The sequence below is a fragment of the Lentzea jiangxiensis genome (assembly GCF_900104175.1).
Lineage (GTDB): Bacteria > Actinomycetota > Actinomycetes > Mycobacteriales > Pseudonocardiaceae > Lentzea > Lentzea jiangxiensis.
The window spans coordinates 83,220-105,016 of sequence record NZ_FNIX01000022.1 but is presented as its reverse complement, the minus strand read 5'-3'; the positions used below and the strand labels follow the sequence as shown (position 1 = coordinate 105,016).

The 21,797-nt window shown below is 67.3% G+C and carries 18 protein-coding genes and 1 pseudogene; 15 read left to right on the top strand and 4 right to left on the bottom strand.

Annotated features, from left to right (window positions below; translation table 11 throughout):
* Window positions 1-195 precede the first annotated feature (195 nt).
* Together BLQ91_RS34885 and BLQ91_RS34880 are read left to right on the top strand one after the other, a co-directional pair.
* The gene (locus BLQ91_RS34885) at window positions 196-1,428 is read left to right on the top strand and encodes an FAD-dependent monooxygenase (protein ID WP_090104024.1); all 1,233 of its coding nucleotides are present in this window, start codon (window positions 196-198) and stop codon (window positions 1,426-1,428) included.
* Window positions 1,429-1,464: 36 nt separating this feature from the next.
* Window positions 1,465-2,172: a TetR/AcrR family transcriptional regulator gene (locus BLQ91_RS34880; RefSeq protein WP_090104022.1), complete on the top strand. Its 708-nt coding sequence runs from the start codon at window positions 1,465-1,467 to the stop codon at window positions 2,170-2,172.
* A 275-nt stretch (window positions 2,173-2,447) separates the two neighbouring features.
* Here BLQ91_RS34880 and BLQ91_RS34875 read toward each other — a convergent pair whose 3' ends face one another.
* A complete protein-coding gene (locus BLQ91_RS34875) occupies window positions 2,448-3,923 on the bottom strand; it encodes an aldehyde dehydrogenase family protein (RefSeq protein ID WP_090104020.1) in 1,476 nt (491 codons plus the stop codon).
* Between the two features lie 89 nt (window positions 3,924-4,012).
* Entirely contained in the window at window positions 4,013-5,077 is a 1,065-nt protein-coding gene (locus BLQ91_RS34870) for a cupin domain-containing protein (protein ID WP_090104018.1), read from the bottom strand.
* Window positions 5,078-5,610: 533 nt separating this feature from the next.
* On the opposite strand from BLQ91_RS34870, the gene BLQ91_RS40730 reads away from it, so the two are divergent.
* Complete coding sequence (locus tag BLQ91_RS40730; RefSeq protein ID WP_143022972.1) at window positions 5,611-5,808, top strand: hypothetical protein; 198 nt, start codon at window positions 5,611-5,613, stop codon at window positions 5,806-5,808.
* A gap of 27 nt (window positions 5,809-5,835) precedes the next feature.
* Here BLQ91_RS40730 and BLQ91_RS41810 read toward each other — a convergent pair whose 3' ends face one another.
* Complete coding sequence (locus BLQ91_RS41810; protein WP_176960116.1) at window positions 5,836-6,000, bottom strand: hypothetical protein; 165 nt, start codon at window positions 5,998-6,000, stop codon at window positions 5,836-5,838.
* A gap of 21 nt (window positions 6,001-6,021) precedes the next feature.
* Between BLQ91_RS41810 and BLQ91_RS43145 the strand changes: the two are divergent.
* The 5 genes and pseudogenes from BLQ91_RS43145 to BLQ91_RS34850 all read left to right on the top strand — a co-directional run.
* Window positions 6,022-6,225 (top strand): annotated as a pseudogene (locus BLQ91_RS43145) (cold-shock protein); the annotation flags it as partial.
* 30 nt (window positions 6,226-6,255) lie between these two features.
* A complete protein-coding gene (locus tag BLQ91_RS43665) occupies window positions 6,256-6,963 on the top strand; it encodes a cold shock domain-containing protein (RefSeq protein WP_425412573.1) in 708 nt (235 codons plus the stop codon).
* 150 nt (window positions 6,964-7,113) lie between these two features.
* Window positions 7,114-7,392 (top strand): DUF7336 domain-containing protein, encoded by a 279-nt coding sequence (locus BLQ91_RS34860; protein ID WP_090104014.1) that lies wholly within the window; start codon window positions 7,114-7,116, stop codon window positions 7,390-7,392.
* A gap of 28 nt (window positions 7,393-7,420) precedes the next feature.
* The gene (locus BLQ91_RS34855; RefSeq protein ID WP_090104012.1) at window positions 7,421-7,912 is read left to right on the top strand and encodes a hypothetical protein; all 492 of its coding nucleotides are present in this window, start codon (window positions 7,421-7,423) and stop codon (window positions 7,910-7,912) included.
* A 232-nt stretch (window positions 7,913-8,144) separates the two neighbouring features.
* Window positions 8,145-8,600, top strand: a complete 456-nt coding sequence (locus BLQ91_RS34850; protein WP_176960115.1) for a YfbM family protein — start codon at window positions 8,145-8,147, stop codon at window positions 8,598-8,600.
* Window positions 8,601-8,849: 249 nt separating this feature from the next.
* Here the strand turns inward: BLQ91_RS34850 and BLQ91_RS34845 are convergent, their stop codons facing one another.
* Window positions 8,850-10,385, bottom strand: a complete 1,536-nt coding sequence (locus BLQ91_RS34845; RefSeq protein ID WP_245734104.1) for a glycoside hydrolase family 27 protein — start codon at window positions 10,383-10,385, stop codon at window positions 8,850-8,852.
* Between the two features lie 604 nt (window positions 10,386-10,989).
* On the opposite strand from BLQ91_RS34845, the gene BLQ91_RS34840 reads away from it, so the two are divergent.
* The 7 genes from BLQ91_RS34840 to BLQ91_RS34815 all read left to right on the top strand — a co-directional run bounded on the left by BLQ91_RS34840 (window position 10,990) and on the right by BLQ91_RS34815 (window position 21,774).
* Window positions 10,990-11,232 (top strand): helix-turn-helix domain-containing protein, encoded by a 243-nt coding sequence (locus BLQ91_RS34840; RefSeq protein ID WP_176960114.1) that lies wholly within the window; start codon window positions 10,990-10,992, stop codon window positions 11,230-11,232.
* A 64-nt stretch (window positions 11,233-11,296) separates the two neighbouring features.
* Entirely contained in the window at window positions 11,297-11,449 is a 153-nt protein-coding gene (locus BLQ91_RS41805) for a hypothetical protein (protein ID WP_176960113.1), read from the top strand.
* A gap of 459 nt (window positions 11,450-11,908) precedes the next feature.
* Complete coding sequence (locus BLQ91_RS34835; protein ID WP_218130514.1) at window positions 11,909-14,713, top strand: ricin-type beta-trefoil lectin domain protein; 2,805 nt, start codon at window positions 11,909-11,911, stop codon at window positions 14,711-14,713.
* A 1,218-nt stretch (window positions 14,714-15,931) separates the two neighbouring features.
* A complete protein-coding gene (locus BLQ91_RS43900; RefSeq protein WP_143022975.1) occupies window positions 15,932-16,069 on the top strand; it encodes an RICIN domain-containing protein in 138 nt (45 codons plus the stop codon).
* 51 nt (window positions 16,070-16,120) lie between these two features.
* The gene (locus BLQ91_RS34830) at window positions 16,121-16,687 is read left to right on the top strand and encodes a DJ-1/PfpI family protein (protein ID WP_090104002.1); all 567 of its coding nucleotides are present in this window, start codon (window positions 16,121-16,123) and stop codon (window positions 16,685-16,687) included.
* Window positions 16,688-17,341: 654 nt separating this feature from the next.
* On the top strand, window positions 17,342-18,487 hold the full coding sequence (locus BLQ91_RS34820) for an inositol-3-phosphate synthase (RefSeq protein WP_245734102.1): 1,146 nt from the start codon (window positions 17,342-17,344) through the stop codon (window positions 18,485-18,487).
* 449 nt (window positions 18,488-18,936) lie between these two features.
* On the top strand, window positions 18,937-21,774 hold the full coding sequence (locus BLQ91_RS34815; RefSeq protein ID WP_090103999.1) for a PQQ-dependent sugar dehydrogenase: 2,838 nt from the start codon (window positions 18,937-18,939) through the stop codon (window positions 21,772-21,774).
* The last annotated feature ends 23 nt before the right edge of the window (window positions 21,775-21,797 follow it).

The window sequence follows — 21,797 nt, the reverse complement described above, 5'->3', positions numbered from 1 at the left end:
TGTCCTCGTTCTCTCATGGTGTCGCTGCATCCGAGGCGTCGGTGCATGTTTGCGACGATCTGTCGCAAACATTACGACAGATCGTCGTAAACAGCAAACTGGCCGCTCGTTGGATCCGGCGGGCTGAGCTTGTCGCGTCCGACGTCACTCAATGAACGATTGAAGCAAATCGTTCATTGAGTCTATAGTCGTGGCATGTCGAAGAACGAAGAACTCCGCAAGTCCGACCGGCAGCGCCGGGCCCTGGTCGTCGGGCTGGGTATCAGCGGTGCCGCCGCAGCCATCTCGCTCAAGCGGGCCGGGTGGAACCCTGTGGTGATCGAGAAGGCTTCGGAGCGTCGCTCTGGTGGCTACTTCATCGCCCTGTTCGGGGCGGGCAAGGCCGCTGCGGACCGTCTCGGCGTGTTGGACTTCCTGCACGACCGCACCGCGTTCAAGGGCGTCAACTACGACATGGACCGGTTCGGGGAATGGCGGCCGGGCCTGGGCTTCCGGGACATTCCCGGCGAACCTTGGCTGATGTTGCGCGGTGATGTGGAGAAGGCCACGTTCAAGGCGATGCCCGAGGATGTGGAGATCCGGTACTCGACGGTGCCCACCAAGATCGAGCAGGACGCCGGCGGTGTGGACGTCACGCTCGCGGACACAGCCGGCGGCGGCGTCACCACCGAGCGGTTCGACCTGGTCGTCGGAGCCGACGGCCTTCGGTCCAGCGTGCGGAAACTGGCTTTCGGTCCGCACGAGCGCTACCTGCACCGGCTGAACTACATGCTGGCGGCGTTCCAACTGGACGAGGGCCTCGGCGACCTGAGCCCGCGAGATGGTGCGACGCTCTTGGAGCCGGGCCGTTCGCTGTGGGTGTTCCCGTTCTCCGACCACGCTCCGACCGTGCTGCTCGGCTATCAGACCGATGACGTGGACGCGGAGTTCACCGAGCCGCCCGCGGTCCGTGCGCGCAAGGCGTTCGGTCCCCGCCCCACTGGCGACATGCTCGGGGCGGCGCTCGAGGCGATGGAAGCCTCCGACGAGTTGCTGTTCGATTCGGTCGAGCAGGTGCACATGGATCGCTGGCACAAGGGACGGGTCGTCCTGGTCGGTGACTCCGCCTGGTGCGTGACCCTCTACGCCGGCATGGGGGCGTCCGCCGGGCTGGCGGGAGCTGACCTGCTGGGCACGATGCTGGGCCGCCACGACGACATCGGACTCGCGTTGGCCGAGTGGCAGGAGCAGCTGCGCCCGTTCGTGGACTACTACCAAAAGCTGGGGCTCGACCAGACCGCCGTCTTCGTTCCCAACAGCAAGCAGATCAAGCTGCGCCGGATGTTCGCACGCGGTATGGCGATGCCGATCGCCTCGCAGGTTCTGCGGTTCATCAACACGCACAACAAGTCCGGTCGTATGAAGGACGCGGACATCGCACGGGCATAATCGCAGGCTGCACGGGGTGCCGACGGGAGGACCACGATGGCGGTACTGGCTGAACAGGAATCCGGCACGGCGGCGCGCATCGTCGCCGCAGCCCGGGAGCTCGTCCTCAAGCGCGGTGTGAAAGGACTGAGCATCTCTGCGATCGCGGAGAAGGCGCACGTCGCCAAGGGCACGATGTACCTGCACTGGAAGAATCGCGAAGACCTGCTCGTCGGGCTGTTCGCCAGGGACGTGCTCGCCGTCTTCGACGTCTTCACCGAACGCATCACCGCCGACCCTGACGTCAGCCGTCCGAGTCGGTTGCTGCCGCTGATCGTCGAGATCACCGGCGAGTACCCGTTCGTGCGCGCGATGCAGACGGAAGACTCCGACCTGCTCGGTGTCCTCACCGAACACCCCATGACCAAGGAGCTCCGGGAGAGCTTCGGGCCGGCCTCGCTCGTGTACACGACCCTTCCGGTGTGGCGGGAGCACAACCTCGCGCGCACCGACTGGCCACTCGACCAGCAGGCCTACGCGCTGCAGGCGTTGATGTCGGGCTTCCAGGCGGCCACTGGCCCACGAGCCCTGCGCATCGTCACCGTGGCCGACACGACCGCGGTGGTCAGTCTTGCGGTGACCGCACTGCTCGGACCCGAGACCGCGGGACCTGAGGACGTTCGCGCGGCGGCGGAGCGGGCACTGGCCGAGCTGGCGGCACGGCGCGAAGCGCTGCTGGCATCCATCGGCAAGCAGCAGGCCTGAGGCCGGAGCCGGTCGTGGCCGAGCGTTGAGCGGTGTTGGTCCCGGTCGGCCCGCCAGCCGGAACGCGCTGTGATCCGGCAGCCGTTCCAGCGCTCGGGCGCCGGCACCGGGTCTTCCGGCGGAGGCGCGCACGGGTCCGTGGAAGCGGTACCCCGACCCTCACCTGCACCGCGTCCTGATCCAGTGCCGGTCCGCCCGCTGCCTCGACGGCGGGCGGACCGGCTCGCAACGGCCTATCCACCGCGACCGTATCGCCATGCAGCTCCACCTGGGCCTCAGTAGGGGAAGCGGGCGCGGCCCCGGTTGACCGAGATCCACTTCAGCGTCGTGAACGCGTCCAGGCTGCTGTCGCCGTTCATGCGGCCGAACCCTGACTGCTTCTCGCCTCCGAACGGGACGTTCGGCTCGTCGGCGATGGTCGAGTCGTTGATGTGGACCATGCCGGTGTGCAGCCGCTTGGCCAGCTCGACACCTTTGTCGAGGTCGCTGGTGTGGACCGCACCCGACAGGCCGAAGGGGGTGTCGTTGGCGATGGCCACCGCCTCGTCCTCGGTGTCGAACGGCACCAGGCACGCCACCGGGCCGAACAACTCCTCCCGCATCACCGACATCTCGGGCGTGACACCGGTCAGCACGGTCGGGTGGAAGAGCGTGCCGTCCACCTCGCCGCGCAGCAGCACCCGGGCGCCTTCGGCGATACCCTGTTCGACCTGCTCGGCCAGCCGGTCGGCCTGCCGCCGGTTGATCAGCGGGCCGAGGACGGTGTCCGGGTCGCGCGGGTCGCCGACCGGGAGCGACGCGGCCTTCGCGACATACCGGGAGGCGAACTCGTCGAACACGTCGCGGTGCACCAGGACCCGGTTGGCTGACATGCACACCTGGCCCTGGTGGGTGAAGCGGCTGAACACGGCCGCGTTCACCGCCACGTCGAGGTCGGCGTCCGCCAAGACGATGAGCGCGCTGTTGCCGCCCAGCTCCAGGATCGGCTTCTTGAAGTCGCGGACCGCCACCTCGGCGACGTGCCGCCCCACCTCGGTCGAGCCGGTGAACGAGATGGCACGCGGCACGGGGTGTTCGACGAAGGCGTCCCCGATCACCGGGATCTCCGTGATCACGACGTTGAGCAGACCGGCGGGCAGGCCGGCGGCCTCGAAGACCTCCGCGATCAGCGTGCCGCCTGCGATCGGGGTGTCTTCGTGCGGCTTGAGCACCACACCGTTACCCGCGGCGAGCGCCGGCGCTACGGACTTCATGCCGAGGAAGAACGGGAAGTTGAACGGGCTGATGACGCCGACGACACCGACCGGCTCCCGGTAGACCCGGTTCTCCCTGTCGGGATCGGGGGACCGCAAGTTCTGCACGTCCATGCGCGCCGGAAAGGTGCCGGCCTCCTCGAGCATGCCCAGCACGAGGCCGATCTCGAAGTGCGCCTTGAGCCGCGTGCCGCCGAGCTCGTCGATGATGAGGTCGACGATCTCCGGCGTGTGCTCCTCGACGTAGGAGACCGCCCGCTCGAACACTGCCCGCTTGTCGTCAGGGCTCACCCCGTCCCAGTCGGACCTGACGCGCTGGGCGGCTCGGTACGCCTTGTCGACATCCGCGACGCTCGCACAGGTGAACTCCGCGACGATCGACCCGTCGAACGGGTTGCGGTCCACCAGAACCTTGTCCGTCGAGCCGGTGAGCCATTCCCCGCCGATGAATTGCTTGTGGCGTCTGAAGTTCCACTTCCTGTCGCGGGTGTTCTCCATGAGGTCTCCACGTCTCGGTGTGCCGGGTGTTGTGGTGGTTCGCACGGGCATCGGGATGGTCCGCCGCCGTCGGCATCCGGAGGCGGTGATCAGGACCGCGCCCCGGTTTCCGAGCGGGGCGCGTTACGTTCCGCGACCCGGTCCACCCGCTGGGGTCGCTTCGCGAGGTCGGCACGGGGTTGGGCGGGGTTCGCGGCACGCAGGTGCGCGGCGACCGCGGCCACGCCGTGGAGACGTTCGAGCGCTGCACGCCCTCGCCGCTCGGCGATCGGGAGCAACCCAGGCAGCCTGGGGTTGTCGCAGAGGACCGAGGTCCGCGATCGGAACTCGTAAACGCGGCCGATGGGCTCCGTCAGGCTCAGGTTCTGCACGGTGTGCGCATAGTCGCGCCCGGCCGGAATCGGGAGGAGGTCGCCGGAGTACTGCACGGCGTCGTGTTCGAGCCGCTCTCCATGGAGAGTGAGCGCCCCCTCCGCAGGGCATTCGGTGGCCAACACGAGGACGTGGGTCTCCGGGTGGTGGTGGGGGTGGGCGAGGAAGGCGCCGGGCACGTCCAGTCCACCGACGGAAAGACGCATACCAGGCGTGTTGCCGCCAGGTTCTCCGTCGACGAGCGGCCGGATGCGATGGCCTTGCGGGGTGACGACGGGGGCTACTGACGTGAACGGGACCACGGCGCAGCGGCCGGGTGCGGGCGTCCAGTTCTCCCAGTGCTCGCGGGCGGCGTCGGACAAGGCCGCGGCCTGGCCGTCGAGGTCCGGTCGGGCCAGGTTGTCGACGAGCAGGCTGCTGGTGGAGCGCACCACGTAGCCGGTGGTGCCCACGTGCTCGGAAAGGACGTCGACGACGTAGGGTGTTCCCCTCGGGATCGTCAGCAGGTCCCCGGGCCACTGAACGGACCAGGAACTCAGGTCTTCGCCGTGGTAGGTGAGGACTGGCCCGCCGGCGGTGAACAGCAGGACCGTGTCGCTGTCCGAGTGCTGCTGCGGATCGCTGCGGAAGTTCGCCGGAAGCTCCAGCCCGCCGGCTGACAGGGAGAATCCCGGCACGGTGCCGTTGGCACGTCCGTCGACGAGGACGCGTATTTTCCTCCACCCGGGCACGGGCGTGGGGGCGACGGACTCGAACGGGACCGGCCGGATGGGAGCCCGCAACGGCCGGACGGTATTCGTCCTGTGTGGATGGATCATCGTTGTGGGAACCTCTCACGAGTCATGCGCCGCGTACTGCCGGCGGGAGTCGCTGTCCGGGGGTGTACGTTGCGCGTGCCGGCGATGCCATGAGCTGCCCCGTCGCAAGTCGGTCGGCTTCAAGTCGGTGAACCGGGTGCTGTCCGCGCGGCATCGATGCCCTGTGTTGACGCGGACGACGGTGTCGTGATGGAGGTCGAGGGTGAGCTGCGCGTTGGCGAAGCAGCGGACTCGGCGGCTTCTGGGCGCTCAGAGCCAGCTCTGGGCAATGCTCTGGGGCGCGGAGATGACGTACGCGGTTCCGGGCACTCGCCGATACGCGTAGCACCGCCGTTGTCGTGACAGAGGCCAACAGGGAATCGTCTCGAACTGGTCGAGACCGCCCTCGAGGTGTTCACCGGGCACCGCCTATGAGTAGTCGGTGATGATTTGCGCCGGCAACTGCCTGTTCCGGAGGATGGAACAGAGCCAAAACCGTGCATCGGGATCTTCTCGACGTGAGAAGAATCAGATCCCTTGCCGGAACAGCTTCAACGCGTGCCGGCGTCTCACGCGGAGAACGTCGTCGAACGCCACCTGCCGGTGGCGCGGAAAGCAAAAAAGGTGCTCAAACAAATTTGAGCACCTATGGCTTTGATGTGGCGAATCTGCCGATTTTCGCGTCCGAGATCATCGGCGGCTTGACCGACGAATAGGAAATCCGCAGCGGTCTGAGACGCTGATCAGACCACCAGGCGCAGTTCGGCACCTCGCACGTCCGCATGCCTGGGCAATGCCTGGTGACGGCGCGCGAACTCGGTGACTTCGGCGATGTGCTGACGGCGGAGCTGCGGCGAGTCGGGATCGGGAGGTGCGGACGGCGCCTGGGACACTGGACCCTCGACCATCCGCTAGACCAGGAGTGCACAGTGCAGCAGGGAACCGTCCGCTGGTACGACCTCGAGCGCGGCTTCGGCTTCCTCGCCCCCGACGACGGCAGCGCCGACATCTTCGTGCACGTCTCGCAGGTGCAGGGCGAAGGCGCGGCCCGGGGGCTGCGCGAGGGCCAGACGGTGGAGTTCGAGACCGGTGAGGGACCCCGCGGTCCGCAGGCGCTGCACGTCGTTGTCACCGGGGACACCGCGCCCGACGCGACCTTGGGCGTGCTCGCCACCGTCTCCTGGTACGAGCCGGCCAAGGGGTACGGGTTCGCCGCGCCGGACGGCGGGGGTGCGGAGGTGTTCGTGCACTCCTCCTCCATCGTCACCGGGGGCGTCCTCGCGGCCGGGCAGCGGGTGGCCTTCATCGTCACCGCGGGGGAGAAGGGACCGCAGGCCCAGCACCTGGTGCCGCTGAGCTTCGACGCCGGGGTCCGCAAGGCCCCTCTGGTCGCGGCCGGCGACGGTGCCGACGGCTCGGTGCTGTGGTTCGACGAGGAGAAGTCGTTCGGCTTCGTGGCCGCCGACGACGGGGCGGGCGACGTGTTCCTGCACGAGCGCGCCCTGGTCGACGACCGGTACCTGCCGGTGGAGGGCGACCGGGTCTCGTTCACCACGGTCACCGTGGACCAGGGTCGTCAGGCGCGCGAGGTGCGGTTCGTGGCCGCCGGCGAGCCGGTGGAGGCCGCCGCAGCGCCCAGCCAGGCCCGTTCGGCCGCCCGGCCCGCAGCCCGCGCCGGCGACGGCACGGTGGCCCGCTACGACGCCGACCGCGGCTTCGGCTTCATCACCCCCGACGCGGGCGGGCCCGACCTGTTCGTGCACGTCTCGGTGGTCTCCGGCACCGAGCCTCTGGTGGCCGGCGAGCGGGTGCGCTTCCGCATCCGGCAAAGCGACCGCGGCCCGCAGGCCGACTCCGTCGAGCGCGCCTGACCGTCCAGGACGGTCGGTCCTACGACGCCTCGAAGCGGGCGACGTAGCGACGCTGCCACGGCGTTCCCCAAAGGCAAGTACGACAGAGCCCGGCCCTGAACACAATGAAGATCAAGAAGCACTTCGAACGAAACTGGCGGAGCGATTCGCATGGGCGACCGGGTTTTCCTGCTCTGGCATGTGCATCACGTCGCCGAAGACGAGAGCGGGGCGGTCAAGCACTTCGAACCTGACGGCGAGTTCTCGGCCCACGAGGAGAAGGGTGACGACGTGAAACTGCTCGGCGTCTACTCCTCACGGGAGAACGCGTCGGCCCGTATCGAGCGAGCCAAGGAGCTCGACGGGTTCTGCGACGAACCGGAGTGCTTCCACATCGACGAGTACACGCTGGACGAAGACGAGTGGACCACGGGGTTCGTCGTGGTCTGAGGACGCCGATGACAGGCCGAAGGTACTGATGGGGAAGAGCAGGAGCGCCACATCGATCCGTTCGCTGTACGAAGCGGACCTGCGCAAGGCGTACGGGGATGTCGCTGCTCCACGGCGTGATTTCGCGCGGGAGATGGTGAAACGCGATCCGTACTCGGCGCTCCTGCTCGACCTGTCGGCCACGGGGGAGACCGAGGACGACACGGACATCAACCACGAAGTCGCTTTCACCTACTTCGTGCGCGGCAGTCGGCTGCTGCTCGTCAAGCTGTCGATGGTGGGCCCGTACGCGGTGGTGCTGGCGTTCGGCGAGGACGGTTGCGGGGCCGGCGAGCTCCTCTCCCGCCCCGCCGGGCCGTTCGAGTCGCGGGTGCTCGACCTGGTGCAGGTGCACGGGTTGCGGCTGGTTCCCGTCCACCACCTGGAGACTCCGGTGCCGCTGGCAGTGGTGCCCGGTCGTGACGAAGTGACGTTGTACGCGGCCCTTTTCGAACCCGAGGCAGAGCCACCGTGGTGGTGAGTTCCGCGATCGGCGAGTACGTCCGACTGCTCCGCGATGCTTCTGGCACATGACCGACGTGGTCGGGGACATGGCGACGCCGGTCGAGCAGCCCGGCCACTGCACATGAACCGTGTGGTCGTGGCTGCCCTCCCTCGCCTTTCAGGGCGACTGCTACCTGGCGGTGACCCGGCGACCCGGCGCTGGCATGGCAAGCTGCCACCCGGTTGAAGCAGCCGACGGGGGAGTTGTCATGGGTATGACGTTGTCGTTCACAAGGGTCACGCCGGAGGAACTGGACCGGGCGTTCGAGAATCCCGAGTCGGCGGAGGAGTTCGTGGAGGACGAGAGCCGGCCGTACTGCTTCCTGGAGAAGGCGTGGGCCGGCATCGGGTTCCTGTTGCGTGCGGCCGGCGTGGACGTGGACCTGTACGAGGACGGCGATCCGATCGACGAGGAAGCCACGCGGTTCGGCTGGAGTGAGCAGATGATCGCCAAGGCCGCCGACGCCCTCAGCGCCACACCCGTCGAGGTGCTGGTGAGCCACTATGATCCGGCGAAGCTCAGCGCGGAGGAGGTCTACCCGATGAGGCACCTGTGGGACGCCGACGACCTCGACTACTTGCGGGACCACTACGTCGGCCTGGTGCGGTTCTTCCAGGAGACGGCCGCGGTGGGCGGCGCCGCGATCCGCGAGTTCAGCTTCTGACCGGCGATCTGCAGCGACCTCGCAGAACGGGCTGCCGCGCTCGGGTGGCCGAATGTCCGAAAAGGACTCGAGCGCCCACGCGTGGCAAGCTTGTTCACGCGGTATTGGACACCTTGGACACGTGTTGAGCCGAAAGCGTTCGGTTGCCCACATGATGGCGTAGCGGACGTGGCGAGTCTGGAAGTAGCTGCGGACGATGTGCGGTTGGCGTTGGCGGCGACCGCGGAGTCCGCGGTCGCCGCCTGGGGATCAGGTGCGGGTCCACTTCTGGTTGGTGCCGCCGTGGCAGTCCCAGATGATGACCTTCGTCCCGTTGGCGGTCGCGCCGCCGTTGACGTCCAGGCACTTGCCCGACGCCACCGCCGTCACGCTGCCGTCGGAGTTGACGCGGAACTGCTGGTTGCCCTGGCCGTTGCAGTCCCACAACGTCACGGCGGTGCCGTTGGCCGTGCCCTGGTTGTAGACGTCCAGGCACTTCGCGTCGTCGTAGGCGCGCAGCTCACCGGCCGCGGTCGTGGTGAAGCGCTGGTTGGTCTGGCTGTTGCAGTCCCAGATCTGGGCCAGGGCGCCGTTGGTCGGCGTGCTGCCGGGGATGTCCAGGCAGCGGCCGGAGCTCTGGCTGACCAAGGAGAACGACGTGGGCGCGGGGCCCCCGCCACCGCTGACGACGTACACCGCGGTGCCGTGCGCCGGGACGCTGGCCGAGATGGCGCCGGAGGTGGTGGTCGTGCCGTTGGTCCAGGCGTCGCGCAGCGTGAACGAGCTGCCCGACAGGCCGATCGCGCTCGCCGTGGTCGAGATGGTGGTCGTGCCGCCGCCCTGGTTGAACAGGGCGACCGCGACGTTGCCGTTGGCCAGCCGCTTGGCCAGGACGCGGCGGGTGCCGTCGTTGGAGACCTGCCTGGCCTGCAGGCCGAGGCTGTCCTGGTTGATGGCGATGAGGTTCGCGTTCTTCAGGATGGTCGACGTGGCGGCGTCCATGTTGCGCAGGTCGTTGCCCGCGATGAGGGGCGAGGCCATGATCGCCCACAGGGCGAAGTGGCTGCGCATCTCGGTGTCGTTCATGCCGCCGCGCCCGACTTCCATCATGTCCGGGTCGTTGAACCCGCCTGGCTGGGCGTAGGACGCCAGGGGCACGGTGACGTTGACGATGTTCTGGATGCCCATCGGGTAGCCGTTGGTCTGCCCGGTGTCCCACTTGTTGGTGATGTCCTCGGTGGTGCGCCACATGTTCGCCACGTCGCCCCAGTTGCGCCGGGGCCCGGTCTTGTCGTGGATGCTGTTGGAGTTGATGCTGTAGACGATCGGACGCCCGGTGGCCGCGAGGGCGTCGCGCATCTTGGCGAACGTGCGCACCTGGTCGTCGATCGTGCCGCTGGGCGAGCACCAGTCGTACTTGAGGAAGTCCACGCCCCAGGCCGCGAACTGGCGGGCGTCCTGCTCCTCGTGGCCCAGCGCCCCGGTCGAACCGGGGTAGGAGTTGAAGTACTGGGCGCACGTCTCGGCCAACGGCGCCTGGTAGATCCCGAACTTGAGGCCCTTGCCGTGGATGTAGTCGCCGAGCGCCTTCATGCCGCTGGGAAACCGGCTCGGGTCGCCTTGGAGGTTGCCCGCCGAGTCCCGGTTCGGGTTCATCCAGCAGTCGTCCACCACGACGTACTCGTAGCCCGCGGCACGCATGCCGGAGTTGACCATCGCATCGGCCATCTGCCTGATCAACGCCTCGTTGATGTTGCAGCCGAACGTGTTCCACGAGTTCCACCCCATCGGTGGCGTGCGTGCCACACCGTTCTCCAACGCCCCCGCGGACGACGTATGCAGTACCGCCGTCATCGCGGACAGCAGCAGCACGCCTGCCGCTAACAGCGTTGCCGCCCTGCGAGGACGGGGAAGTCGTGTTGCTGTCACCCTGATCTCACTCCTCGGTGCGTACGGCTTTCCGGCTGCCATCCGTGCTGCCGCACGGCCGGGCACAGCGCTGCCCGTTGCTCCGGAATTCCGGGTTCGACGGATCCGCCGGCGGGCTGTGACGCGGCGGCTTCCGTCAGCGGCGCAGGCTTCGACGGAGACAGTGTCGCACCCATTGTTCACGCTCACAAGAGCGTCTCCGCAAGAACGTATGTACCACCGTTCGGGTGCCCTCGCTTAGGCTTTAGTGCTGCTTATACCTGCGGTTACGTGGTTCCTTGACAACTGTTCGACGATGATTCGACGCCAGGTAGGCCTTCTTTAGCGTTAACATTTAGCACGAGAAGAAGCGCTGACTGCCAGGCCTCTGCACGACTGCATCGGCTCGTATTTCCGAGTCGAAAGTGATCATCTTTCGGTAGGTCGATCACTTGTGATCGCGGTCGAGGGTGCGCACCGGTTATCGCCTGCGGAGCGTGAGGTGCTGCTGTTGCGGGTGGTGGCCGCGTTGGAGTCCGGTCGGGTCGAGGGCTATCGGCGGGCCGCCGAGGTGTTCGGAGTCTCCCAACGGTCGGTGGGCACCTGGTGGCGGGCCTACCGGCAGGACGGTCGCGACGGCCTGGCGACCCGCAAGGGGCGTCCCGGCCCTGCCGAACTGATCAGCGTGGAGGACCGGGGCACGTTGTTCGCGGCGATGGCCGACCACACTCCGGGGAACTGCTGATCGGCGGCCCGATGTGGACCCGCCAGGCGGTGGTCGAGCTGATCCGACTGGTTGTAGGGTCGCCATGACCGAGCAGGGCGTCGGTTTGTGGCTGCGCCGCAACGGGTTCACCCAAGGACCCAGCGCCCACAGCGTGCTGGTCGACGTCGAACCCTACGACGGCCCTCTTCCCGATGTGCTCGCCTTCGCACCACCACGCCTCGCGCCACCCACCTGACGTTGTGCGTGCCGAAAAACCTACGTCCGCGCAGTTCGTGGGCGTCGGCGCGGCTGACGGTCGTCGGGCATGGTCGCGTCTCGTGCGGGTTCGCTTCACGCACCTTGCCGTCGTCCGCGTCTTCGCCACCAACTGACCGTCTTGCAGCGCCAACTCGGCGACCGACGTCCACAACTCCGACCCGAGGACAGGGCGTTCCTCGCCGGGAACCCTCATCGGTTCCGTACGGTCGCTCACACGTGAGGACGTCGCACGGTCCGCGTGGCGGTCCAGGCCGAGGCGGCCACGACGTCCGGATCGAGAGCGCCGCGCGTGGCGCTGGCGCGGGAGGGCTTCGGCTGTTCCAGTTCGTCGCGCGTGAAGTGCCGGGTCTTCGCGTCACGGTTGAGGGCTGACAAGTGTGGCAGATGTCTGCCACAGCTCCCCGATGTCGCCCAGCTTGCTGGAAGGTGACGTTGGTTGGTTCGCGAGCGCGATGGTCCGAGGCTTGCCGTTGGGCGCTCGTCCTCGCCGCGGACCGGTGCTCCGCCACGGCCTGTCTGTTCGCGAACAAGCGAAGGGAAGAGCAGGGTGAAAACAGGCGTCATCGTCAGAACGTCATCGTTGGCCCTCGCGGTGCTGGTGTCCGCCGCACTGTTACCGGTCACGGCAGACCAAGCGCGTGCCTCGGCCGCCGTCCAGGAAACGTATTACGTCGCTCCCGACGGAAATGATGCCAATTCGGGGACGATCACGGCCCCGTTCAAGACTCTACCGCGTGCTCGGGACGCTGTTCGCGCGGTGAACGCCAACATGTCCGGGGACATCCACGTTTACCTTCGCGGCGGGAACTACCAGATAGCCAGCACCGTCGACTTCACGCCGAGCGACTCGGGCACGAACGGCTACAGGGTCATCTATTCGGCATACCAGAACGAGACGCCGGTCCTGAGCGGTGGCGTGCAGGTGACCGGTTGGACGCAGCACGGGGGCAACATCTGGAAGGCTCCGCTCAACCGCAGCAACAAGCTGCGGGCGCTCTACATCAACGACAAGCGGGCTTTCATGGCCGCCAAAACGATCAACTCGCAAGGGTGCTACGGCACGTACAGCATCAACGCCGGTCAGGCTCCATGGGCGTTGGAGTCGGGCTCGCAGTGTGACGGCGCCAAGTACGGACTGACCGATCTGCCCGCCATCTCCCGCAATCCTGACGACATCGAAGTCGAGACGGCGACGACCTGGCAGACGGCCATCGCAGGAGTCCGCCAGATCACCACCAGCAGCGACGGCGCCAACCGCGTTGCGCTGTTCCAGCAACCGGGCGCGGCCATTGCGCAGGGCGCGTTCAACGGCAACTTCCAGTCCGGCGGAAGTCACAAGTTCATGAACGCCTACGAGTTCCTGGACGCGCCGGGCGAGTTCTACTTCGACAAGTCGAGTCAAACGGTGTACTACTACAAGGCCGACTCGGAGAACATGGCGACCGCGACGGTCTATGCGCCGAACAACGTGTCCACCCTGCTTCGGGTGTCCGGCACGTCCACGACCAACCACGCGCGCAACATCACGTTCTCCGGGATCACGGTGCAGCACTCGGACTGGAACCTCTTCACCGTGGCCGGCTCCGCGTTCAAGCAGGCCCAGCAGGGCAACCTCGGCAACACCGTGTACGTCAAGGGCAACTTCCACGTCTACTACTACCGCAATGTCGACACCGCGCCGGGCATCATCCAGCTGGAGAACGCCGACGGTATAACGCTGCGCCGCAACCGGGTGCAGCACACCGGTGTCGACGGGATCAACATGGTCAACGACGTGCAGAACACGCAGTTGATCGGGAACTACACGAACGACGTAGCCGGGTCCGCGATCACCGTGGGCCATCCGCAGCACGTCTACATCGGGGACCACACACCGACGAACCGCGAGAAGTACTCCGCGCAAGTCGAAGGACTCCCGAAGAACATCGAGATCAAGAACAACTATCTTTACGACAGTGCAGTTTTGTTCAACGGGCACAGTCCCATCTCGGCGTACTTCGCCGACACCCTGACCGTGCAGCACAACCGGATCGAAAAAGCTCCGTGGAGCGGCATCACGCTTGGCTGGGGATGGTGGAACTTCGACGGCTCATCGGGTTCCATCGCGCCCAACCGGCCGACGACCACGGCACGGAACAACAACATCAGTTACAACCACATCATCGACACGGTGCAGCGCCTCAACGACACGGCCCCTATCTACACGCTCGGCAGCCAGCCGGGAACCACGATCACCAACAACTACCTCCAGGGTGTCCCGTCCGGGCACAAGTACGGACTTCACCCGGACGAGGGCTCGGCGCACATGACCTTCCGCGACAACGTCCTGAGCGTGGACAAGAACCTCACGTGGCTCATCAACTCCGACGACTTCGGACGCAAACACGACCTGAGCATCACGCAGACGTACGGTCCGATCAACAAGGTTTCCAACAAGAACCTGCCGAACAGCACCATTCAGGACATCCTCGTCTCCTCGGACTACGTCTGGCCAGCGGCCGCGCACGGCATCGCCGTGAACTCCGGACTGGAGGACGCATACCGGGACGTCATCCCGTTGAGCAATCTCTCCCGGCCGGACTACGCCCTGCCGGACAGCACGTTCGTCGGCGCCGGCGTGTCATCGGTTCCGATCCGGAGCATCGGCGACGGGACCAGCACCGTCTGGCTGGCCCCGCTGGGTACGACGACCTTCACCGCCGGTCCGACGATGACCAGGGCGAGCGGATCGGCGACGACGATCGACGTCCCCGCCACCGCCGGTGACTACCGGCTCTACGTGCTCGACGCGCGAGGAAGTCGGTCAGCAGAGTCGAAATCGCTCGTTCGGCGGCAGAGCGGCGGTGGTCAGCAGGGTGGCTCGATCGTGGGCGGCCAGTCCGGCCGGTGCCTCGACATCGGTGGCGCGAGCACGGCCAACGGCACACAGGCGCAGTTGTGGGACTGCCACGGCGGCACCAACCAGCTCTTCACCTACACCTCGGCCAAACAGCTGCAGGTATACGGCAACAAGTGTCTGGCCGCCGGCAACGGGGGTACTGGCAACGGCACCGCAGTGGTGATCTGGGACTGCAACAGCCAGACGAGCCAGCAGTGGAACGTGAACGTCAACGGTACGATCACGGGTGTGCAGTCGGGGTTGTGCCTGGACGCCAACGGCGCCGGCACCGCGAACGGAACCAAGACCATCCTCTGGACCTGCAACGGCGCCGGCAACCAGCAGTGGAGCTTGCGCACCTGAACCATTTGAAGGACGCTGTGCCGCTGATCTACCCGCAGCGCAGCGTCCTTCGTCGAGGATCACTCACCATCCCTTGTGGACCTTCCGTCCTGGTGGATTTCGTGCCGCCTCCTGGCTGACGGGATCGCCAAGACTGATCAGTAGTTCACCGATCTATCGATGAGAGCGCCAATGAGTCATACAAATACCGACGGGAGGCGTGGAAGGACGGCGGGTTAGGTGGGACTGTCTCCTGCTGCACGGACCTCGGACCGCGATCAAGAAGAGGCCCCAAGACCGCGGAGAACGAGCTGGCCGCTGGCTGGGCCAGGTGACTCGACTGATCGGCGTCGGCTTGCGCCCTGTGGAGCAATCTGACTCATTCGAACGACATGTACGACCTATTGACCGGTCTGTCTCCAGGCCCTACCGTGGATACGATCCGACTAATTGTTCGATGGTCAACAAACGAATCGCGCGTGTCGGCGCGCACCCTGTCCTCGATTCGAGGAGTACCTGTGACAACGCTGTCTCGTACTCTGTCCAGACCTTTGTGCTCGACGCGGCGGCGCTGCCTGTGATCACCACCAGACCCACTTCGCCGCGAGGTCCGCGATCAGCCGACCGGCTGGCGCGTGCGGCTCGCTGAGCGGGCCGCCGAGTTCGCCAGCCGGGGTCACCGGCATCCGTCTTCTCCGGTCCGCGCAGGACCATGCCCGGCGCGTCCGCCGTCACCGGGACGTCCATCCGTTGTGGACACGACTCGGAAATGGTGCCAGTGCGGAGACTCGTGGCTGGCGGACAAGGAGCTCAGGCATGGTTCGAGGGCTGTTCGCGGCCGTGGCGGCGGGGTGCTCGCTGGACGGGTCGTCACCACCCGGACGGCCGCGTTCACCCCGTCGAACTTCGACATCGCCGCCCCCACGACGCACGCGATCAGCGTGAACATGAAGGGCTGCAACGCGTTGAAGACGCCGGCGGGCATGTACCCGGTTTTCGACGCCGCCAACTGGTCGAAGGTGGTGCCGCAGGGGATCCTCCGTTCGGCGTTCCTGCGCGTGCACCCGGTTGTGCACGTGAACGACTCCTTCGTCCGCACCTCGGTGGCCGACCAGACCCTCACCTGTGACGTGACGGTCGCTCCAGTGAAGCCAGGTGCCGGTCCGGTTGCCGGGAAAGCACAACTCCACCGCCGACAGCGCCAAAACAACGCAGCAGAGCGGAAACGCGACCTGAACCATCAGTGCCGGGCAGATCGGATCGTTCACCCTGCGCCACGTCGCGACAGGCGAGGCGCTCGACGTCAACCGCTCCTCCTTCATCGCGGGCCCGCAGCTCCAGCAGTGGACTGCGAACAACGGCACCAACCAGCGATGACAGCTCTTGCCGAAGAACTGAAGGAAACCGCACAGGGAGAGAGGAAGGCGCATGGCACGAGTGCTGATGCTGGCGGGGGACGCAGCGGAGGAGCTCGATTCGATGTACCCGTTGTTCCGGCTGCGTGAGGACGACCACGAGGTGGTCGTTGCCGCGCCGACGACACGTCCGGTGCAGTTGGTGGTGCACGACTTCGAACCGGGGTGCGACGCCTACACGGAGAAGCCAGGTCGTCGGTTGCCCGTGGACCTGGCGTTCGCGGACGTGCGTCCGGAGGAGTACGAGGCGCTGGTGATCCCGGGTGGCCGGGCACCGGAGTACATCCGCACGGACCCGGACGTGGCCCGCATCGTCGCGTACTTCTTCGCTCACGAGCTTCCGGTCGGCACGATTTGCCACGGCCCACAAGTCCCGGCCGCGTTGGGACTTCTGCGCGGTCGCACGACCGCCGCGTATCCGCCGCTGAAGGTCGACGTGGAGCTGGCCGGCGCCACCTTCGTCGACGGGCCGGACGTCGTGGACGGCGCGATGGTGTCCTGCCGCGGCTGGCCCGACCTGCCCCAGTGGTCGCGTGCGTTCCTCCAGGTGCTGACGAGGTCGGGTGGGCCAACCGAGTGAATGTCCAAAATGGACTGACTTGCCAATGCTGTTCGGGAGGTGCTGTGTCGAACGCCGGTCAAGGAGAAGTTGGCTGATATGTGACACCGCTACGACCTTGACCGCGCGAAAGACGGTTCACTACCTTGACGGTTCGGAAGACTGAATTCCCTGCTGTCGTGCCAATTCTCAGGGCGCGGAGGACTCGATGGTGAGCTCGTCCAGGCGTGACCGCGCCGGAGTTCGGCAATCCGGCCAAACTGTCCACAATGGTCTTCGCTCACCGGGTGGAGGCGTCTCGGAGGACCTGTGCGCTGCTGGAGCGGCTGGGTCGTACCCGCATCATCCGCGACCGGACCTACCCCGTTGGCTGCGAGGACGCCCGGCGCCAGGCCGGCAAGGGTCGCATGGTTCGCACCTGCCGCGGTCCAGTCCCCGGCGGGAATGGGACCTGGTCTTCACCGGACATGGTGACGTGCCGTGGGAGCGCACGTTCCGGATGCTCGACAGCATCGGCTGCGCCGGGTCGATCAGCGTTGACCGGGAGGACGCGGGAACGGACCGGCTCGTCGGGCATCCGACGCACCGCAGTTCCTTCGCCGCGACGCTTTCGACCCGCGGTCGGCGACGTTCGGTCCGGTCGGCAGAGGGGCCGGTTGATGAGAGGAGACGGTCGTGGCCGAACGAATCGGCTTGTGGTTGAACGGTGCCAGGGGATCGGTGGCGGCCACTGCCGTGAGCGGCCTGGTCGCGTTGCGCGCGGGTCTCGTGCCGCCTGTCGGCTGCGTTACCGAGCTGCTGGACGCGAACCTGGCGCCGTGGGACGCGTTCGTGGTCGGCGGGCACGACATCGTGACCACGCCGCTGGCGAAGCGGGTCGAGTCCCTGGTGCGCGACGGCGTGCTGTCGTACGACGTGGCGGGGTGTATCGCCAGCGGGCTGGATGCCGCGGACGCGGAGATCCGGCCCGGTTACGACCCGGCGGCGCCGTCCCCGAGCCAGGCCGACGCCGCCCGGCGGCTGGCCGGGGACATCGCCGACTTCCGCGCCCGGCACGAGCTGGCCCGCGTCGTGGTGGTGAACGTGGCGTCGACCGAGCCACCCGTGCGGGTCGAGCACGACTCGCTCGCCGCGCTGGAGGAAGCGCTCGCCGTGCCGGGAAACGTCGTGCTGCCGCCGAGTTCTCTCGTCGCCTACGCCGCTTTCCGAGCGGGATGCGCCTTCGTGGACTTCACGCCGTCCACCGGGGTCGCGCTGCCCGCGCTGGACGAGCTGGCGCGGTCGAACGCCCTGCCCTACGCGGGCAGGGACGGCAAGACGGGGGAGACACTGGTCCGAGCAGCGCTCGCACCGATGTTCACGTCGCGAGCGCTGCGCGTGCTGTCCTGGACGGGCACGAACCTGCTCGGCGGGGGTGACGGGGCCACTCTGGAGGACCCAGCGCACGCGGAGAGCAAGCTGGCGTCCAAGACCAGGGGGCTGGCGGCATTGCTGGGTGAGGACGTGACCGCGCCCCTGCACATCGACCACGTACCCGATTTCGGCGAACGCAAGACGGCGTGGGACCACGTGTCGTTCGAAGGGTTTCTCGGCGCGCGGATGTCGCTGCAACTGACCTGGAACGGCCTGGACTCGTCTCTGGCCGCCCCGCTGGTGCTCGACCTCGCCCGCCTGATGGCCGCCGCCCACGCGGCGGGCCGGACCGGTGTCCAGGGCGCGCTCGCGTTCTTCTTCAAGGACCCGTTGGGCAGCGACGAACACCGGCTCGCGGAACAGGCCCGAGAACTCCACGAGTGGGCCCGAACCCTGGGCACCCGCTGACAGATCGATCCACGAGGCCGGACTCCGCTGCGCAACCCTTTTCCTGCGAAGGAGCAGGCGTGAACACCACCACGAAGAAGAGGCGAGGCCACCCTCGAGTGAGCCTGCCGCTGCTCCGGACCACCTAGCACCAACTCGGCCCGCACTTCCGGCAACGGGAGGGCGGGCCGACTTCGATCCTCTTCTGGGAGCGCTCCCAGAAGGGTCGGCCGGCAGACACCTTCAACGGAGAAGGACGATCATGGCCTCGTACTTCCAGTCACCGGCAACGCAGCCGGGTCTTCGCGCGTTCCTCGGTCTTCTCGCTCGTCTCGGCCGGCGCCGCGACGCTCGCACCGGATCTGCCTCCGACGCACCCGCTCACCCGGACCTGCCCGCCGTGCCACTGACCGGCTCTCCACCGCGAACCCCGCATCAGCGCGTCAACGAGACCGAAGGTATGACTTGTCATGAGAAACCGACTCACCGCGGTGCTCTCCGCCGCGCTTCTGACCGTGGCCGGCGCCGCGGCCGTTTCGGCCGGCACCGCGCCGCCGGCCGCCGCGCACACCGTCAACCCGGCCGACTTCCAGCAGGTCGAGCTGGCCAAGGGCGTCGCCGAGATGGGCGAGCCCATGTCGATGACCGTGCTGCCGGACCGCTCTGTGCTGCACACCTCCCGCAACGGCACGCTGCGCCGCACCACGGCGGCCGGTGCCACAAGCGTGATTGCGAACATTCCCGTTTACACCCATGACGAGGAGGGGCTGCAGGGCATCGCGGCGGATCCCGGCTTCGCCACCAACCGGCACATCTACCTCTACTACTCGCCGCCGTTGTCGACACCTACCGGTGACGCGCCGTCCAGCGGGACGAACTTCTCCCAGTGGAACGGCGTGAACCGGTTGTCCCGGTTCACCCTCAACGCCGACTTCACACTCAACACGGCGAGCCAGGTGACCGTGCTGGACGTGCCGACGAGCCGGGGGATCTGCTGCCACGTCGGCGGTGACATCGAGTTCGACGCAGCGGGCAACCTGTACCTGTCCACCGGCGACGACACCAACCCGTTCGACTCCGGTGGCTACACGCCGATCGACGAGCGCTCGGGCCGCAACCCCGCGTACGACGCGCAACGCAGCGCGGGCAACACCAACGACCTGCGCGGCAAGGTGCTGCGGATCAAGGTGAACGCCGACGGGTCCTACTCGATCCCGGCGGGCAACCTGTTCGCGCCGGGAACGGCCCGCACGCGGCCGGAGATCTACGCCATGGGCCTGCGCAACCCGTTCCGGTTCAACGTGGACCCGGCCACCGGCACGATCTACCTCGGTGACTACGGACCTGACGCCGGCTCGACCACCTCCAGCCGCGGACCGGCCGGGCAGGTGGAGTTCAACCGGATCACCTCGGCGGGCAACTACGGCTGGCCGTACTGCACGGGTACGAACACCACCGACGAGAACTACGTGGACTACACGTTCCCGTCCGGGCCGTCGGGCAGCCGGTTCAACTGCGCCGCGCCGGTCAACAACTCGCCGAACAACACCGGCCTGACGAACCTGCCCGCCGCGCGCGCGGCGTGGATCAAGTACGACAACTGCTCCTTCGCCGCGTTCGGCTGCGGGTCGGAGTCCCCGATGAGCGCGCCCGTGTACCGCTACAACGCGAACAACCCGTCGACGGTCAAGTTCCCCGCCTCGCTGGACGGCCACGTGTTCGCCACCGAGTTCGGCCGGCGCTGGATCAAGACCATCGACGTCAACCCCGACGGTTCCGCTGGGCAGGTCGGCGACTTCCCCTGGCGCGGCACCCAGGTCATGGACGCGGGCTTCGGTCCGGACGGCGCTCTCTACGTGCTGGACTACGGCACCGGCTGGGGCAGCGGCGACGCGAGCTCCGCGCTCTACCGCATCGAGTACATCGGTCCGGCGGGCAACCGCGCGCCGGTGGCACGGGCTTCCGCCAACCGCCTGTCCGGCACCGCGCCGCTGACCGTGGACTTCTCGTCGGCCGGCTCCTCCGACCCGGAGAACGGCGCGCTGACCTACTCGTGGAACTTCGGCGACGGCAGCACGTCCACGGCGGCGAACCCGAGCCACACCTTCACCGCCAACGGCCAGTACACCGTCACGCTCACCGTGAGGGACCCGGCCGGGCTCACCGGCAGCACCAACGTGATCATCACCGTCGGCAACACCGCACCTGTCGTCACCTTGAACACCCCGGTCAACGGAAGCCTGTTCAGCTTCGGAGACAGCGTCCCGTACACGATCACGGTGTCCGACGCGGAGGACGGGACGATCGACTGCACGAAGGTGACGTTGTCCTACCACCTCGGCCACGACAGCCACTCCCACAAGATCACCTCGCGCAACGGCTGTTCGGGCACCATCGAGATCCCGGTGGACGGTGAGCACGACACGGCGGCGAACATCTACGCCGTCTTCGACGCCGAGTACACCGACAAGGGTGCGAACGGCGTGCCGCCCGCGACCACCCACGCCCAGAACGTTCTCCAGCCCCGGCACCGGCAGGCCGAGCACTACACGACGCAGTCGGGCACCGGCCTGTTCGACAAGACGCCGGCCGAGGGCGGCCGCACCGTCGGCGACATCCACAACGGCGACTGGATCGCGTTCGACAACTACAACCTCACCGGCGCGAACCGGTTCACCGCGCGCGTGTCCTCCGCGGGCGCGGGCGGCACGATCACGGTGCGCAGCGGTTCCCAGACCGGTCCGGCACTGGCCACGCTGACCGTGCCGGTGACCGGGGGATGGGACACGTTCCGCGAGGTCTCCACCGCGCTGACGAACGTGCCCACGACCACCGGCAGGCTGTACCTGACGTTCGCCGGCACCGGCACCGGCTACCTGTTCGACGTGGACGCCTTCACGTTCGACACGTCCTCGGGTGGTGGCGGTCGCACCGGCCCGATCACCGGGGCGGCGTCCGGCAAGTGCGCTGACGTCACCGGCGGCACCAGCGCGGACGGCACGCGGATCCAGCTGTACACCTGCAACAGCGGCACGAACCAGCAGTGGACGGTCGACGGGACCACGTTGCGGGCGTTGGGCAAGTGCATGGACGTCGCGAACGGTGGCACCGCCGACGGCGGCGCCGTGCAGCTGGGGACCTGCAACGGCGCCACGAGCCAGAACTGGACCGCCGGCGCCAACGGTTCCGTGGTCAACACGAAGTCCGGCAAGTGCCTCGACGCCAACGGCGCTGGTACCGCCGACGGCACGGTGCTGATCATCTGGAGCTGCCACGGCGGCACGAACCAGCGCTGGACGCTGCCATGACGACCCCGCCGCGTGCTTCGACA

Excerpts from the sequence above, each read along its gene's own strand:
- BLQ91_RS34855 (WP_090104012.1), top strand. The coding sequence starts at position 7,421 with ATGGGGAAGAGCAGGAGCGCCACATCGATCCGTTCGCTGTACGAAGCG.
- BLQ91_RS41810 (WP_176960116.1), bottom strand. The coding sequence starts at position 6,000 with ATGGTCGAGGGTCCAGTGTCCCAGGCGCCGTCCGCACCTCCCGATCCC.
- BLQ91_RS34875 (WP_090104020.1), bottom strand. The coding sequence starts at position 3,923 with ATGGAGAACACCCGCGACAGGAAGTGGAACTTCAGACGCCACAAGCAA.
- BLQ91_RS34885 (WP_090104024.1), top strand. The coding sequence starts at position 196 with ATGTCGAAGAACGAAGAACTCCGCAAGTCCGACCGGCAGCGCCGGGCC.
- BLQ91_RS41805 (WP_176960113.1), top strand. The coding sequence starts at position 11,297 with ATGACCGAGCAGGGCGTCGGTTTGTGGCTGCGCCGCAACGGGTTCACC.
- BLQ91_RS34830 (WP_090104002.1), top strand. The coding sequence starts at position 16,121 with ATGGCACGAGTGCTGATGCTGGCGGGGGACGCAGCGGAGGAGCTCGAT.
- BLQ91_RS34880 (WP_090104022.1), top strand. The coding sequence starts at position 1,465 with ATGGCGGTACTGGCTGAACAGGAATCCGGCACGGCGGCGCGCATCGTC.
- BLQ91_RS34860 (WP_090104014.1), top strand. The coding sequence starts at position 7,114 with ATGGGCGACCGGGTTTTCCTGCTCTGGCATGTGCATCACGTCGCCGAA.
- BLQ91_RS34815 (WP_090103999.1), top strand. The coding sequence starts at position 18,937 with ATGAGAAACCGACTCACCGCGGTGCTCTCCGCCGCGCTTCTGACCGTG.
- BLQ91_RS34850 (WP_176960115.1), top strand. The coding sequence starts at position 8,145 with ATGGGTATGACGTTGTCGTTCACAAGGGTCACGCCGGAGGAACTGGAC.